This is a genomic window from Pseudomonas sp. S34 (genome assembly GCF_009866745.1).
Classification (GTDB): Bacteria; Pseudomonadota; Gammaproteobacteria; order Pseudomonadales; family Pseudomonadaceae; genus Aquipseudomonas; species Aquipseudomonas jessenii.
The window spans coordinates 1,381,021-1,395,288 of sequence record NZ_CP019398.1 but is presented as its reverse complement, the minus strand read 5'-3'; the positions used below and the strand labels follow the sequence as shown (position 1 = coordinate 1,395,288).

13 protein-coding genes are annotated in these 14,268 nt (G+C 59.4%); 9 read left to right on the top strand and 4 right to left on the bottom strand.

All coding sequences use genetic code 11. From position 1 onward, the window contains the following. Positions 1 to 48 precede the first annotated feature (48 nt). Positions 49 to 2,247: a hypothetical protein gene (locus PspS34_RS06040; RefSeq protein ID WP_154861793.1), complete on the top strand. Its 2,199-nt coding sequence runs from the start codon at positions 49 to 51 to the stop codon at positions 2,245 to 2,247. 284 nt (positions 2,248 to 2,531) lie between these two features. Here the strand turns inward: PspS34_RS06040 and PspS34_RS06035 are convergent, their stop codons facing one another. Then, on the bottom strand, positions 2,532 to 2,837 hold the full coding sequence (locus tag PspS34_RS06035) for a DUF2288 domain-containing protein (RefSeq protein WP_008052913.1): 306 nt from the start codon (positions 2,835 to 2,837) through the stop codon (positions 2,532 to 2,534). Between the two features lie 350 nt (positions 2,838 to 3,187). On the opposite strand from PspS34_RS06035, the gene PspS34_RS06030 reads away from it, so the two are divergent. The 5 genes from PspS34_RS06030 (at position 3,188) to PspS34_RS06010 (ending at position 8,190) form a co-directional block, all read left to right on the top strand. Continuing rightward, positions 3,188 to 4,315 (top strand): branched-chain amino acid ABC transporter substrate-binding protein, encoded by a 1,128-nt coding sequence (locus PspS34_RS06030; protein WP_150812951.1) that lies wholly within the window; start codon positions 3,188 to 3,190, stop codon positions 4,313 to 4,315. A gap of 232 nt (positions 4,316 to 4,547) precedes the next feature. Continuing rightward, positions 4,548 to 5,471, top strand: coding sequence for a high-affinity branched-chain amino acid ABC transporter permease LivH (gene livH, locus PspS34_RS06025; protein WP_150812950.1), 924 nt, complete (start codon positions 4,548 to 4,550; stop codon positions 5,469 to 5,471). Further along, on the top strand, positions 5,468 to 6,724 hold the full coding sequence (locus PspS34_RS06020) for a high-affinity branched-chain amino acid ABC transporter permease LivM (protein WP_150727615.1): 1,257 nt from the start codon (positions 5,468 to 5,470) through the stop codon (positions 6,722 to 6,724). The genes livH and PspS34_RS06020 overlap by 4 nt, the downstream gene beginning before the upstream one ends. Then, positions 6,721 to 7,488, top strand: a complete 768-nt coding sequence (gene livG / locus PspS34_RS06015; protein WP_150812949.1) for a high-affinity branched-chain amino acid ABC transporter ATP-binding protein LivG — start codon at positions 6,721 to 6,723, stop codon at positions 7,486 to 7,488. The genes PspS34_RS06020 and livG overlap by 4 nt, the downstream gene beginning before the upstream one ends. Then, positions 7,489 to 8,190 carry an ABC transporter ATP-binding protein gene (locus tag PspS34_RS06010; protein ID WP_020798122.1) on the top strand — a complete coding sequence of 234 codons (702 nt, stop codon included), beginning with the start codon at positions 7,489 to 7,491 and terminating at the stop codon, positions 8,188 to 8,190. Positions 8,191 to 8,390: 200 nt separating this feature from the next. On the opposite strand, the gene PspS34_RS06005 is transcribed toward PspS34_RS06010, so the two are convergent. Then, the gene (locus PspS34_RS06005; protein WP_057400812.1) at positions 8,391 to 9,299 is read right to left on the bottom strand and encodes a LysR family transcriptional regulator; all 909 of its coding nucleotides are present in this window, start codon (positions 9,297 to 9,299) and stop codon (positions 8,391 to 8,393) included. A 106-nt stretch (positions 9,300 to 9,405) separates the two neighbouring features. Here PspS34_RS06005 and PspS34_RS06000 point away from each other — a divergent pair, with 106 nt between their 5' ends. Further along, positions 9,406 to 10,005 carry a short chain dehydrogenase gene (locus PspS34_RS06000; protein ID WP_154861794.1) on the top strand — a complete coding sequence of 200 codons (600 nt, stop codon included), beginning with the start codon at positions 9,406 to 9,408 and terminating at the stop codon, positions 10,003 to 10,005. A 12-nt stretch (positions 10,006 to 10,017) separates the two neighbouring features. On the opposite strand, the gene PspS34_RS05995 is transcribed toward PspS34_RS06000, so the two are convergent. Next, positions 10,018 to 10,374, bottom strand: coding sequence for a hypothetical protein (locus PspS34_RS05995; protein WP_150812947.1), 357 nt, complete (start codon positions 10,372 to 10,374; stop codon positions 10,018 to 10,020). A 172-nt stretch (positions 10,375 to 10,546) separates the two neighbouring features. Here PspS34_RS05995 and PspS34_RS05990 point away from each other — a divergent pair, with 172 nt between their 5' ends. Both PspS34_RS05990 and PspS34_RS05985 read left to right on the top strand, forming a co-directional pair. Next, on the top strand, positions 10,547 to 11,215 hold the full coding sequence (locus PspS34_RS05990) for a hypothetical protein (protein ID WP_102669884.1): 669 nt from the start codon (positions 10,547 to 10,549) through the stop codon (positions 11,213 to 11,215). Positions 11,216 to 11,310: 95 nt separating this feature from the next. Further along, entirely contained in the window at positions 11,311 to 12,924 is a 1,614-nt protein-coding gene (locus PspS34_RS05985; protein WP_150812946.1) for an NAD(P)/FAD-dependent oxidoreductase, read from the top strand. A 117-nt stretch (positions 12,925 to 13,041) separates the two neighbouring features. On the opposite strand, the gene PspS34_RS05980 is transcribed toward PspS34_RS05985, so the two are convergent. Then, positions 13,042 to 14,139, bottom strand: coding sequence for a PLP-dependent cysteine synthase family protein (locus PspS34_RS05980; protein WP_173677912.1), 1,098 nt, complete (start codon positions 14,137 to 14,139; stop codon positions 13,042 to 13,044). Positions 14,140 to 14,268 lie beyond the last annotated feature (129 nt).

Below are 14,268 nucleotides of genomic sequence, written 5' to 3'. Positions count from 1 at the left end.
CGACGACAGTGAGTCGGCCAACCAATCAGCCCAGGTAGATGGCGAACTATGACTTCTAAAAACAACCCGGCCACTGCGGTAACCGATCTGACGTTGAGCCCCGCGGCCAACAGCCCGTCATCACCTAAGCCATTGATTCAATCGCGCCCGTTGGCGACCCAGCAATACCTGTACTTCACCGAAACCAACACCGACCGCATCCTCGACAACCTCGACGGCCTGCGCGACATGGTGTTCCCGCGCGCACCGCACCTGGAGGGCGACAGCGAACAGCACAGCGATCAGGAATTCCCGTCGGTATGCCTGATCGGCCTGGGCCGCTGTGGCTCGAACATTGCGCTGGACGTGGCGGAACTGGTGTACAACGCCCGCAAGTTCTACCTCAATGAATTCAATAACGAAGATCGCCTGTCGCCGGACAAGCGCTTTGCCGAAAAGGGTTACAGCCCGGCCCAGTGGATCCGCAACAACCTGCGCCTGGGCCAGAACAAAAACACCAAGCCGGTGTTTCTGGTCGAGCCGCTGGTGATGCTCGGCGACCTGGACAAGGACATCGCCGGGCGCATCCGTTTCTCGCGCAAGGGCGAAAAAAGCGGCTTTCTGCGCGACTACAGCAAGATGAAGATCATGGACCTGTCGGAAGTCCACGCCGGTGGCGCCGGTAACGCGCCGATCCTCGGCCAGTACCTGGCCAAGATCATCCTGAACAAGGACACCCAGCGCTTCTCCAGCCCCGACTGGAAAATGATTCACTCGTACCTGATCGACAGCTGCGGCATCAAGGCCAACCAGTCGCGCCTGTATTTCTCGATCTTCAGTGCCGGCGGCGGTACCGGCTCGGGCATGGCCTCGGAGTTCGGCCTGGCCCAGCAGCACTCGTACATGAACAAGACGTTCGACACCAAGCCGATGGACGAGCACGACAGCAAGAGCGGCCACTCCTTCGTCTTCGAACCGATCTTCACCAGTGGCATCTGTGTACTGCCGAACATTTCAGATCACCGCAGTGAAATGTCCGAGGCGCTGCACATCAACGCCGGTCGCCTGTTGTGCAAATACCTGTCGGAAGAGTGGGACTTCTCCTACAACTTCGCCAACGAAGACAGCAGCGAAGCCAGCGTCATGGGCCGCATCCGCCCATGGAACGCGATGATGCTGATCTCCAACGACATCATGCGTTACGCCGAAGAGAACGATGACGGCAATATCCAGAACATTGATGTCAATGCCATGGAAAAGCATGCCAACCAATACATCTCGCAGCAGATCTTCAACATTCTGACGGCCCAGGCGGTGACCACCGACTACGACCAGAACTATTTCCGTCGCGCCGGCATCGACATCGGCGAAACCATTCGCCTGGACGCCAACGACCTGTTCATGAGCCTGGCCGGTCCGGTGGCGATTGCCTACGCCGAGTCCGTGGTGCCGGAAACCCCGGCGCCGAGCAGCGACAAATTCAAGGTGTTCGAGAAAGAGCCGCAACGCCTGAACATCGACGACCTGTTCTTCCGCTCGATCGACCTGCCGCACTTCAACAAGGTCACCCAGGCCATCGAGGGCATCAGCCTGTTGCCGATCGAGTCCAAGCGCTATCGCGCGTCGCTGGAGCAGTACAAGAACTCGGGTTACGACGCGGCGGCCCTGCATGACCTGCACTTCTTCAAGAATTGCTCGTCGGTGGTGTCGATCGTTTCCTTGCCGAAGGACTACAAGCTGTCCTACATGGATTTGAACCGGTTGAAGACTCATCTCAACAGCCTGTTCCCCAACACCACGCTCAAGCGCTACGCGCTTGTGATCGGTGCTTCGGCCAACCTGTCGCTGACCACCCTGATCGCCAAGAGCCCGTGCCTGTCGGACGATTTCCTGACGCTGATCGTGGCCTTCATCAAGCGCTGCTTCGCGAAAAACCCGTACCGCTTCGACGAGACCCTGGACAACTCGATCCTGGACTTCATCATCAACGAACAGTTCGATGAAGACCGGATTGACGAACTACTCAACGAATTCGAGAACCCGGCGAAGATCCTCGATACCAACTGGTACGCGATCAAGCCGATGTACGAGAAGAAGTACCGTGAACTGATCAACGACAAGGACAAGTTCGTCTCGATCAACGACATCCGCCTGTCCCGGGATTGCGTGAAGAAATCGATCAAGTACCTGCGCGAGATCTACCGTCACCGCATCGGCAAGACCAAGGTTATTTCGTTGAATAACCATACGGGTAAGACCGCTCACTAAGCGTCGTCCCCATTCGCGAGCAAGCCCGCTCCCACATTCGACTGCATTCCTTCTGGAAGAACACGGTTAAATGTGGGAGCGGGCTTGCTCGCGAAGGCGGCCCCACAATCAACGCAAATCAACATCCAGAAACAATTGAGCAGACGTTCAGTTGCCCTTCCAACTGTTCCCGTTACGTTTACGTCACCGTGAGGCTGTGGCCTTTCTCTACGGCAACATGCCATCACGCTACTCGGCTACACACTTTTCCCTCAGAAATGAACGCACCAATAAGGTGCGACCTTTTAAGCCTGCGCCCTTTCCTGGATCAGAATCCACGGTGAAACAACCACGGCCCACAGCTGTGGATCACGTTCAAAAAGATCCAGCGCCCGCGTTTCAGACAGCTTGCCGAGCTTGTCGGCGGCCAGCCAGGCAGCCACTTTCTCCCCTTCATCCTGGGCCACGGCCTCGGCGGCGGCGATCAGATCCAGGCCAGGATCGACCCACAATAGGGCACCCTTGGCGAAGAACGGCTCCAGCTCTTTCCAGGTAATAGATGCGGTTTCACCAAGCAGCTTGGCATAGAGGGTGCTAGGTTCTTGATTCATGGGACTGTCCGGAAAAGAAATCGACGCGAATGATAACGTCGGTGGACTGGCAGAAAAACCCGGATGCAATTGAGTGACCGAAATGAAAAGCGCAGGAAAGCCAGGGAATGCACTGAATACGGCTATAAGCCCCTCAACACCCCGCCGCAATTCTGTCTTTTACTTTCAATAAAGCGACACTTGCAGGTTTTGTCCCCCGGCGCTGCCTTCCCAGGCTGACAATCGGCGCTCTACACTGTACCGGTACAGTTGCCGAGGGACTTTTCCGGGGAATGTCGCAGATATCCGACCCGGTTCTGCTGCTTTCGGCGCCAGGACTATAAAAACTACAACAGTAAGAGTGGAGCACTATGACTAAGGCTACTAAGCAGATTTCCAAACTGTTTGCCGCTATGGTTCTGGCCGGGGTTGCCAGCCATTCGTTCGCAGCTGACACCATCAAGATCGGCATCGCCGGCCCTAAGACCGGCCCTGTAGCCCAATACGGCGACATGCAGTTCAGTGGCGCCAAAATGGCCATCGAGCAAATCAACGCCAAGGGCGGCGTGGACGGCAAGAAACTCGAAGCCGTTGAATACGATGACGCCTGTGATCCGAAACAAGCTGTGGCAGTCGCGAACAAGGTCGTCAACGACGGCGTCAAGTTCGTAGTCGGTCACCTGTGCTCCAGCTCCACTCAACCGGCTTCGGACATCTACGAAGACGAAGGCGTGATCATGATCACCCCGGCTGCCACCAGCCCGGACATCACCGCCCGTGGTTACAAAATGGTGTTCCGCACCATCGGTCTGGACAGCGCCCAGGGCCCTGCCGCCGGTAACTACATTGCCGACTTCGTAAAACCGAAGATCGTTGCTGTTCTGCACGACAAACAGCAATACGGTGAAGGCATCGCCTCTGCCGTGAAGAAAACCCTGGAAGGCAAAGGCGTCAAAGTTGCCGTGTTCGAAGGCATCAACGCCGGCGACAAAGACTTCTCGTCGATGATCGCCAAGCTCAAGCAAGCCAACGTCGACTTCGTCTACTACGGCGGCTACCACCCGGAGCTGGGCCTGATCCTGCGTCAGTCTGCGGAAAAAGGTCTGAAAGCCAAGTTCATGGGTCCGGAAGGCGTGGGTAACGACTCCATTTCGCAGATCGCCAAGGACGCTTCCGAAGGCCTGCTGGTGACCCTGCCGAAATCCTTCGACCAGGATCCGGCCAACGTTGCCCTGGCTGATGCGTTCAAAGCCAAGAAAGAAGATCCAAGCGGTCCGTTCGTGTTCCCGGCCTACTCGGCTGTGACCGTGATCGCCGAAGGTATCAAGGCTGCCAAGTCCGAAGACTCCGCCAAAGTGGCTGAAGCCATCCACGCGGGCACCTTCAAGACGCCTACCGGCGACCTGAGCTTCGACGAAAAAGGCGACCTGAAAGACTTCAAATTCGTGGTTTACGAGTGGCACTTCGGCAAACCTAAAACTGAAGCCAAGCCTCAGTAAGGCGTTGCCAGACTGACTGCCAATAAAGCCCACGGCGTGCCGTGGGCTTTGTTTTACGAACGTATTGGGCCGCGCTGGCGTGATCCGCCAGTCTCCCCACCTGAAAATCTCAAAACCGTCATCAGCGGTTCGCTGGCAAACCCCGAATTCGAAGTGGATGCAGATCCACGGGGCTCGGGCGGGAAAATGACTCCACCAGTGAAATGCGTATCAGGTTTTTAGGAGCGCTGTAATGCCTGACATCTATCACTTCTTCCAACAGCTGGTTAATGGCCTGACCATTGGCAGCACGTATGCCCTGATCGCCATCGGCTATACGATGGTCTACGGCATCATTGGAATGATCAACTTCGCCCACGGCGAGGTGTACATGATTGGCTCCTACGTGGCGTTCATCGCCATCGCCGGGCTGGCCATGCTGGGACTCGACAGCGTGCCGCTGTTGATGACCGCCGCTTTTCTCGCAACCATCGTTGTAACCAGTGCCTACGGCTACAGCATCGAACGGATCGCCTACCGCCCCCTGCGCGGCAGCAACCGTCTGATCCCGCTGATTTCCGCCATCGGCATGTCGATCTTCCTGCAGAACACCGTTCTGCTGGCGCAAGACTCCAAGGACAAATCCATCTCCAACCTGATTCCGGGCAACTTTGCCTTTGGGCCAGGTGGCGCACATGAAGTGCTGATTTCCTACATGCAAATCGTGGTGTTCGTGGTGACCTTTGTCGCCATGCTCGGCCTGACGCTGTTCATCTCCCGTTCTCGCCTGGGTCGCGCCTGCCGCGCCTGTGCCGAAGACATCAAGATGGCCAACCTGCTGGGTATCAACACCAACAACATCATCGCCCTGACCTTCGTCATCGGTGCGGCGCTGGCAGCGATTGCCGCCGTCCTGCTGAGTATGCAGTACGGCGTGATCAACCCGAACGCCGGTTTCCTCGTCGGCCTCAAGGCCTTCACCGCCGCGGTACTGGGCGGTATCGGCAGTATTCCGGGCGCCATGCTCGGCGGGCTGGTACTGGGTGTGGCGGAAGCCTTTGGTGCCGATATCTTCGGCGACCAGTACAAGGACGTCGTGGCGTTCGGTCTGCTGGTTCTGGTGCTGTTGTTCCGGCCAACCGGCCTGCTGGGCCGTCCGGAGGTTGAGAAAGTATGACTAGGAATCTTAAACAGGCGCTGTTCAGCGCTTTGCTGGTGTGGGCCGTGGCCTACCCGGTACTCGGTCTGAAGCTGACCATCGTCGGCATCAACCTCGAAGTTCATGGCACCAGCGACGCCACCCTGATCACCATCGCGGTGTGCTCGGTGCTGATGTTCCTGCGTGTGCTGTTCGACCAGCAGATCAGCTCGGCCTGGCGTTCTTCGCCGAGCATGCCGCTGATCCCGGCCAAGGCCAGCAACTTCCTGACCCTGCCGACCACTCAGCGCTGGATCATCATCGCGCTGATCGCCGGTGCCCTGGTCTGGCCGTTCTTCGGCTCTCGCGGTGCGGTGGACATCGCCACGCTGGTGCTGATCTACGTGATGCTCGGCCTCGGCCTGAACATCGTGGTCGGCCTGGCCGGTCTGCTCGACCTCGGTTACGTCGGCTTCTATGCCGTCGGCGCCTACAGTTATGCCCTGCTGTCGCATTACTACGGCCTGAGCTTCTGGATCTGCCTGCCGATCGCCGGGATGATGGCGGCCACTTTCGGCTTCCTGCTCGGTTTCCCGGTACTGCGCCTGCGCGGTGACTACCTGGCGATCGTGACCCTGGGCTTCGGTGAAATCATCCGTCTGTTCCTGCGTAACCTGACCGACATCACCGGCGGCCCGAACGGCATCAGCAACATCGAGAAGCCGACGTTCTTCGGCCTGACCTTCGAACGTAAAGCCGCTGAAGGCCTGCAGACGTTCCACGAGTACTTCGGTCTGGAATACAACTCGATCAACAAGGTGATTTTCCTTTACCTGGTCGCATTGTTCCTGGCGCTGTTCGCACTGTTCGTCATCAATCGCTTGCTGCGCATGCCCCTGGGTCGTGCCTGGGAAGCGCTACGTGAAGATGAAATCGCCTGCCGTGCGTTGGGTCTGAACCCGACGATCATCAAGCTTTCAGCCTTCACCCTGGGCGCCTGCTTCGCCGGTTTCGCCGGCAGTTTCTTCGCCGCGCGTCAGGGTCTGGTGACACCGGAGTCCTTCACCTTCATCGAGTCGGCGACCATTCTCGCCATCGTCGTGTTGGGCGGCATGGGCTCGCAATTGGGCGTGGTGCTCGCAGCCACGGTGATGATCCTGTTGCCGGAAATGATGCGCGAGTTCAGTGAGTACCGCATGTTGATGTTCGGCGCCTTGATGGTGCTGATGATGATCTGGCGTCCTCAAGGTCTGCTGCCCATGCAACGCCCTCACATGGAGCTGCGCAAATGAGCCGCGAGATCCTGAAAGTAGAAAATTTGAGCATGCGCTTCGGCGGCTTGCTGGCGGTCAACGGCGTGGCCTTGAGCGTGAAGGAAAAACAGGTCGTGGCACTGATCGGCCCCAACGGCGCCGGCAAGACCACCGTGTTCAACTGCCTGACCGGCTTCTACAAGCCGAGCGGCGGCAGCATCCTGCTCGATGGCGAATCGATCGAGGGCCTGCCCGGCCACAAGATCGCCCTCAAGGGCGTGGTGCGTACCTTCCAGAACGTGCGGTTGTTCAAGGACATGACGGCGGTCGAGAACCTTTTGATCGCTCAGCACCGTCACCTGAACACCAACTTCCTGGCCGGCCTGTTCAAGACCCCGGCGTTCCGCAAAAGCGAACGCGAGGCCATGGAATTCGCCGAGTACTGGCTGGAAAAGGTTCACCTCAAGGAGTTCGCCAACCGCCCGGCCGGCACCCTGGCCTATGGTCAGCAACGCCGCCTGGAAATCGCCCGCTGCATGATGACCCGTCCGCGGATCCTCATGCTCGACGAACCGGCCGCCGGCCTGAACCCGAAGGAAACCGAGGACCTCAAGGCGCTGATCAGCATGCTGCGTGAAGAGCACAACGTCACCGTGCTGCTGATCGAACACGACATGAAACTGGTCATGAGCATTTCCGACCATATCGTCGTGATCAACCAGGGCACCCCCCTGGCCAACGGCACTCCGGAACAGATCCGCGACAATCCTGAAGTGATCAAAGCCTACCTGGGGGAAGCGTAAATGCTGCAGTTCGAAAACGTTTCCACCTTCTACGGCAAGATCCAGGCCCTGCACAGCGTCAACGTCGAAGTCCGCCAGGGCGAGATCGTGACCCTGATCGGTGCCAACGGTGCCGGCAAGTCAACACTGCTGATGACGCTTTGCGGTTCGCCGCGCGCCCACAGCGGCAGCATCCGCTACATGGGTGAGGAACTGGTCGGCCAGGACTCCTCGCAGATCATGCGCAAGAGCATCGCCGTGGTGCCGGAAGGTCGTCGGGTGTTTTCCCGCCTGACCGTGGAAGAAAACCTCTCCATGGGTGGCTTCTTCACCGCCAAGGGCGACTATCAGGAACAGATGGACAAGGTTCTCGGACTTTTCCCACGCCTGAAAGAACGCTTCAGCCAGCGCGGCGGCACCATGTCCGGCGGCGAACAGCAAATGCTCGCCATCGGCCGTGCGCTGATGAGCAAGCCCAAGCTGTTGCTGCTCGACGAGCCATCGCTGGGCCTGGCACCGATCATCATCCAGCAGATCTTCGACATCATCGAACAGCTGCGCAAGGACGGTGTGACAGTGTTCCTGGTCGAGCAGAACGCCAACCAGGCGCTGAAGATCGCTGACCGAGCCTACGTTCTGGAGAACGGCCGGGTGGTGATGACAGGCACCGGTGAAGCGCTGCTGACCGACCCGAAAGTGCGTGATGCGTACTTGGGCGGCTAAGCCTTAGCGGTAAACAAAAAAACGGCCTTTGCGGGCCGTTTTTTTATGTCTGCCAACCTCCCTGACTACGCAAACCCTCTTCTGTAGGAGCGAGCTTGCTCGCGAAGAACTGGAGGGCGCCGCGTTCATTCAGACAGCCCTCGTCATCGTTAACGTCCATCGCGAGCAGGCTCGCTCCTACAGGACATGCGTGTGAAGACTTACAACCGATCCAGCACCTCCCCACTGCGCTTGAACCACCCGATCAAATAATCCGCCAGTACCTGCGTGCGCTTGGGCAAACCGCCCTGATATGGATGCACCAGGTACATCGGCATGCTGCGGGTCTGATAATCGCGCAGCAGCCATCGCAAGCGCCCGTCCGCCAGCTCTGTTGGCAAACAGTAGGATGGCAGGCGCGCAATACCGGCGCCGACCAGTGCGGCTTTCTTCAACAGGTTGTAGTGGTTGCTGGCGAACGGCCCCGACACCCGCACCCGCAACAACTCGTGTTGCTGGTGATACAGCCATTCTTCGCGGCCGCTGTAATGGCTGTTGAGCAGGCAGCGATGCTCGGCCAGCGCCTGGGGAGTTTGCGGTTCACCGTATTGCTCCAGATAAGCCGGGCTGGCACAGGTCAGTTCTTGCCACGCCAACAGTGGACGCGCCACCAGTCGCTGGTCAATGGCCACGTCGGAACGAATCGCCAGATCGAAGCCGTCGCGAGACAGGTCGCGGTAGCTGTTGTTGAGCTCCAGCTCGATCTGCACCTGGGGATACTTGGCCGAGAACTCCAGCAACAGGCCATCGAAGAAGGTTTCCCCGAGCGACACCGGTACCGTCATCCGCACCGGGCCGGCCATGTCGTCCTTCAGGCGCGCCAGGGCCTGGCGGGCCCGCTCGACTTGCACTACCAGCGCCTGGGCCTGGGGCAACAACGCAGCACCGGCGGCGGTCAGGCTCAAGCGGCGGGTGGTACGTTGCAACAACACCACGGAAAACTGCGCTTCCAACTGGCTGATGCGCTTGGACAGCTGGCCTTTGCTGCAACCAAGCTGCTGCGCCGCCAGGGTAAAACTCCCCGCCTCGATCAACACCGCGAACGCCGCCAGGTCATCCATCTCGCTCATGGATTGTTTCCATTTGAAAACCAAAGGTTGCCTATTAGTGCGCTTATCCGGAGAAAAAACCACCCTAAACTGAAACCTCGTTCAACCCATACGAGGATCAGCCCCCATGAAAATTCTTTTGATCGGCGCAGGCGGCACCATCGGTTCGGCAGTCGACAAGGAACTGTCGCAACGCCACGAAATCATCCGCATCGGTCGCACCAGCGGCGACTTTCAGGTGGACATCAGTGACAGCACCTCGATTCGCAAGCTGTTCGAGCAGACCGGCAAATTCGATGCACTGGTGTGCGCGGCCGGTAACGTGACCTTCGCACCGCTCAACGAAATGACCGAAGAGAGCTTTGCCCTGGGCCTGAAAGACAAGCTCATGGGCCAGGTCAATTTGCTGCTGATCGGCCGCGACTTCGCCAATGACGGCGCTTCGTTCACCTTCACCACCGGCGTGCTCAGCCACGACCCGATTCACAGTGGCGCCTCGGCGGCGCTGGTCAACGGTGCACTGGACAGCTTTGTCCGCGCTGCCGCCATTGAGCTACCGCGCGGCCTGCGGGTGAACTCGATCAGCCCGAATGTCCTGGTCGAAGCCATGGGCAAATACGCGCCGTACTTCCGTGGTTTCAAGCCGGTTCCTGCGGCGGATGTGGCCTTGGCCTACGCCAAGAGTGTGGAAGGCCTGCAAACGGGTCAGATCTTTCACGTAGGCTGAACCGGCTCAAGCTCAATCAACCAACGTGGGCAAGAGGTCTTTGGCGATGGCTTTCGGGATGGACACCCTGAACTGCGAGCCCAAGACCGATTGCACTGTCGCCGTAGAAACCTTCCAACCATTGATCGATAGCGTCAATTTCTGGCCTATTGACTCGCGTGTAATGCGCTGCATACGCTCAGTTGCTTCAGGACTGAGCGTGACATTCATTTCAAACACCGAATGAAGTCTGTCGTTGTCCTTCAATAGCAACTCCATTCGGGTGAAGTCGATTGCCGAAGACAAACTGATCTCGGCAGCCTGACTGCCCGTGGCCCCCGTCATCACAATTGAAAACATCCAGATCTTCCAGCCCATTGCGTTCTTCATATCCGCCCCTGCGAAAACGCGGCAGCTTACCTTCGGCATCGTGACACTCGGCATCGGAATAATTCACAGGATGTTGCCGCAAATCACCCTCTACTTTGCCAGTGACCAACTCCAGCCTTGTGATGAACGGTCAGCCTGAGTAACGTGGCGGCACCTGTCAGGAGACCCCAAGATGCGTGTTGCCCGTTCCTTAGTCCTCGTTGCCCTGCTTCCGCTGTTCGCCGCTTGCCAGTTGTTCGAGGGTGAGCGGCAGAACGCCTCCCATGTCGGCCAGACACGCATGCAAGGCCAGTTGACCGCGGCGGACGGCAAACTGCTGTTCCAGCCGTGCAACCAGACAAACCGCTACGTGGTCAACGACACGGGCGGTACCAGCGTCCTGCAGCAGGCCGCAAACCTGGCGGACAAGCAGGGCAAGCTGTTTGCCGACGTGCGCGGGCGGGTTGTGGCCGGCAGCGGTGGTGACGGCCAGCTCGATCTGGAGCAGTTGTACCGCGTCGAGCGCTCGGGCACCGCGTGCGACGATCCGAATTTCAAGCTGCTGATCCTGCGCGCCGCCGGCCACACCCCGGAGTGGAGCGTGAAAGTCAGCGGCAAAGGCATGGTCCTCGACCGGGCCGGCCAGCCGCCGTTGGCCGTGCCTTACGTCGAGGAGCAATTGGGCGATGGCCGTTTCAACCTCAGCACCGAAGCCAACAACCAGCACATCGAACTGTGGGTTGCACCGCAACGTTGCGTCGACAGCAGCACCGGCAGCATCCAGCACATGAGTGCCGAGCTGCGCATCGACGGTCAGGTACAGCGCGGCTGCGGGTATTTCGGCGGATCGCGCGACGACTGATCGTTTAAGCCTCACGGGCCTGCGCCTTTGAGGCTTATAATCGCGGGTTTCAAACGCCCTGGCGCAGTTGTGCGCCCCGCGAACCGGATCCCGCCATGTTACGAATCACCGAACTCAAGTTGCCGATCGACCATCCCGAAGAAGACCTGCGCCCTGCCATCGTGCAGCGCTTAGGGCTTGCCAGCGATGACCTGCTCGATTTCACCTTGTTCAAGCGCAGCTACGATGCGCGCAAAAAGTCCTCCGAACTGTGCTTCATCTACACCATCGACCTTGAAGTTCGCGATGAGGCGGCGGTACTGCACAAGTTTGCCGATGACCGTAACGTCAACGTGGCACCGGATGTCAGCTACAAAGAAGTCGGCCAGGCGCCAGCCGATCTGAGCGTGCGGCCGATCGTCGTCGGCTTCGGCCCGTGCGGGATTTTCGCCGGGCTGCTGCTGGCGCAAATGGGCTTCAAGCCGATCATCCTCGAGCGCGGCACCGAAGTACGCCAGCGCACCAAGGACACCTGGGGCCTGTGGCGCAAAAGCGTGCTCAACCCGGAATCCAACGTGCAGTTCGGTGAAGGCGGCGCGGGGACGTTCTCCGATGGCAAGCTCTACAGCCAGATCAAGGACCCGAAATTCCTCGGCCGTAAAGTCCTGCACGAATTCGTCAAGGCCGGTGCTCCGGAAGAAATCCTCTACGTCAGCAAACCGCACATCGGTACGTTCCGTCTGACCGGCGTGGTGGAAAACATGCGTGAGCAGATTCGCGCCCTGGGCGGTGAAGTGCGCTTCCAGCAGCGCGTCACCGACGTGTTGATCGAAGGCGACCAACTGGTCGGCGTCGAACTCAATGGCGGCGAACAGATCCACTCCAAACACGTGATCCTGGCCCTCGGCCACAGCGCCCGCGACACCTTCCGCATGCTTCACGGCCGTGGCGTGTTCATGGAAGCCAAGCCGTTCTCGGTGGGTTTCCGCATCGAGCACCCGCAGTCGCTGATCGACCGTGCGCGGCTGGGCAAATACGCTGGCCACCCGAAACTGGGCGCCGCCGACTACAAGCTGGTGCACCACGCCAAGAACGGCCGTTCGGTCTACAGCTTCTGCATGTGCCCGGGCGGCACCGTGGTGGCGGCGACTTCCGAGCCAAACCGCGTGGTCACCAATGGCATGAGCCAGTACTCGCGTAACGAACGCAATGCCAACTCCGGCATCGTCGTCGGCATCACGCCGGAAGTCGATTATCCGGGCGGCCCGCTGGCCGGTATCGAGCTGCAGGAACGCCTGGAGTCCCACGCATTCGTGCTGGGCGGCAGCAACTACGAAGCCCCGGCGCAACTGGTCGGCGATTTTATCGCGGGCAAACCGTCTACCGAACTGGGCAGCGTCGAGCCATCCTACAAGCCGGGCGTTGCCCTGGGTGATCTGGCGCTGGCACTACCGGCATTCGCCATCGAAGCAATTCGCGAAGCCTTGCCGGCATTCGAGAAGCAGATTCGTGGTTACTCGCTGCACGACGCAGTGCTGACCGGGATCGAGACCCGCACCTCGTCGCCGCTGCGCATTACCCGTAACGAGTCGTTGCAGAGCCTGAACGTGAAGGGCTTGTTCCCGGCCGGTGAAGGGGCCGGTTATGCGGGCGGGATCCTGTCGGCGGGTGTTGACGGGATTCGCATTGCTGAAGCGGTGGCCCGGGACATCCTCGGTCTCGAGGCCTGATACCACTCTAATGTGGGAGCGGGCTTGCTCGCGAAAGCGGTGGATCAGCCAATGCATATGTTGGATGTGAAACCGTCTTCGCGAGCAAGCCCGCTCCCACATTTGATCTTCGGTGTGTCAGATATTGGCGCGCAAAACCGAGTCCGGCAACGGCTCACCCCGCTCCACCGTCGCTGCCACCGCAGCCATCAAACCGCTCAGTTCATACCCCTGAGCCTTGAGCCAGCCCTGATCGTAATAGGTCGTGGCATAGCGCTCGCCGCCGTCACACAGAATCGCCACCATCGACCCCGTCTCCCCTGCCGCCTTCATGTGCTGGGCGGCCATCAATGCGCCGATCAGGTTGGTCCCGCTCGACCCGCCCACATGCCGTCCCAGACGCTCCGCCAAGTAGTGCATGGCCGCCAGCGACAAGGCATCCGGCACCTTGACCATCGCGTCGATCACCTTGGGCAGAAACGACGCTTCCACGCGCGGCCGGCCGATGCCCTCGATACGCGAGCCGTGGTCCAGTCGCAGACTGGCATCGCCGGTCTGGTAGTAATCGAAGAACACCGAACGCTCGGCATCGGCACACAGCACGCGGGTGCCATGCTGGCGATAACGCACATATCGGCCCAGAGTGGCCGTGGTACCGCCGGTACCGGGGCTGGAAATCAGCCAGCTCGGTTCGGGGTGCTGCTCGAAACGCATCTGCTGAAAGATCGACTCGGCAATGTTGTTGTTCGCCCGCCAGTCGGTGGCGCGCTCGGCGTAGGTGAACTGGTCGATGAAGTGCCCGTCGTGCTCACGGGCCAGGCGCTCGGACTCGGCGTAGATCTGGGTCGGATCGTCCACCAGGTGGCTTTGACCACCGTAGAAGGCGATCTGCGCAATCTTCTCCTTGGACGTAGTCGCCGGCATCACCGCAATGAACGGCAAGCCCAGCATGCGCGCGAAGTACGCTTCGGAAATCGCCGTCGAACCGCTGGATGCCTCAATCACCGGCGCACCGGGCTTGAGCCAGCCGTTACACAGCGCATACAGGAACAGCGAACGGGCCAGACGGTGCTTGAGGCTGCCCGTGGGGTGGCTGGACTCATCCTTGAAATACAACTCGATGCCTGGAAAACCCGGCAGCGGCAAGGGGATCAAGTGGGTGTCGGCGCTGCGCTGGAAATCGGCTTCGATGATCCGGATCGCTTCGCGGGACCACTGTCGATTGTCGCTCATGATGGTTTTCTCGTTGTATCGGGCAGGAGTCGGCCTTTTGACAAGGCTCAGCCAACAAGCTTAGGAAAAATCCTGCATCCAGCACAGGTACAGATGAAATCCAATACGCCGGGCAACTGCTAGGCTCAGGTC

What these genes read in the sequence shown, in the direction of transcription:
- PspS34_RS06040 (WP_154861793.1), top strand. Translation starts at nt 49, where the DNA reads ATGACTTCTAAAAACAACCCGGCCACTGCGGTAACCGATCTGACGTTG.
- PspS34_RS06035 (WP_008052913.1), bottom strand. Translation starts at nt 2,837, where the DNA reads ATGAATCAAGAACCTAGCACCCTCTATGCCAAGCTGCTTGGTGAAACC.
- PspS34_RS06030 (WP_150812951.1), top strand. Translation starts at nt 3,188, where the DNA reads ATGACTAAGGCTACTAAGCAGATTTCCAAACTGTTTGCCGCTATGGTT.
- livH (WP_150812950.1), top strand. Translation starts at nt 4,548, where the DNA reads ATGCCTGACATCTATCACTTCTTCCAACAGCTGGTTAATGGCCTGACC.
- PspS34_RS06020 (WP_150727615.1), top strand. Translation starts at nt 5,468, where the DNA reads ATGACTAGGAATCTTAAACAGGCGCTGTTCAGCGCTTTGCTGGTGTGG.
- livG (WP_150812949.1), top strand. Translation starts at nt 6,721, where the DNA reads ATGAGCCGCGAGATCCTGAAAGTAGAAAATTTGAGCATGCGCTTCGGC.
- PspS34_RS06010 (WP_020798122.1), top strand. Translation starts at nt 7,489, where the DNA reads ATGCTGCAGTTCGAAAACGTTTCCACCTTCTACGGCAAGATCCAGGCC.
- PspS34_RS06005 (WP_057400812.1), bottom strand. Translation starts at nt 9,299, where the DNA reads ATGAGCGAGATGGATGACCTGGCGGCGTTCGCGGTGTTGATCGAGGCG.
- PspS34_RS06000 (WP_154861794.1), top strand. Translation starts at nt 9,406, where the DNA reads ATGAAAATTCTTTTGATCGGCGCAGGCGGCACCATCGGTTCGGCAGTC.
- PspS34_RS05995 (WP_150812947.1), bottom strand. Translation starts at nt 10,374, where the DNA reads ATGAAGAACGCAATGGGCTGGAAGATCTGGATGTTTTCAATTGTGATG.
- PspS34_RS05990 (WP_102669884.1), top strand. Translation starts at nt 10,547, where the DNA reads ATGCGTGTTGCCCGTTCCTTAGTCCTCGTTGCCCTGCTTCCGCTGTTC.
- PspS34_RS05985 (WP_150812946.1), top strand. Translation starts at nt 11,311, where the DNA reads ATGTTACGAATCACCGAACTCAAGTTGCCGATCGACCATCCCGAAGAA.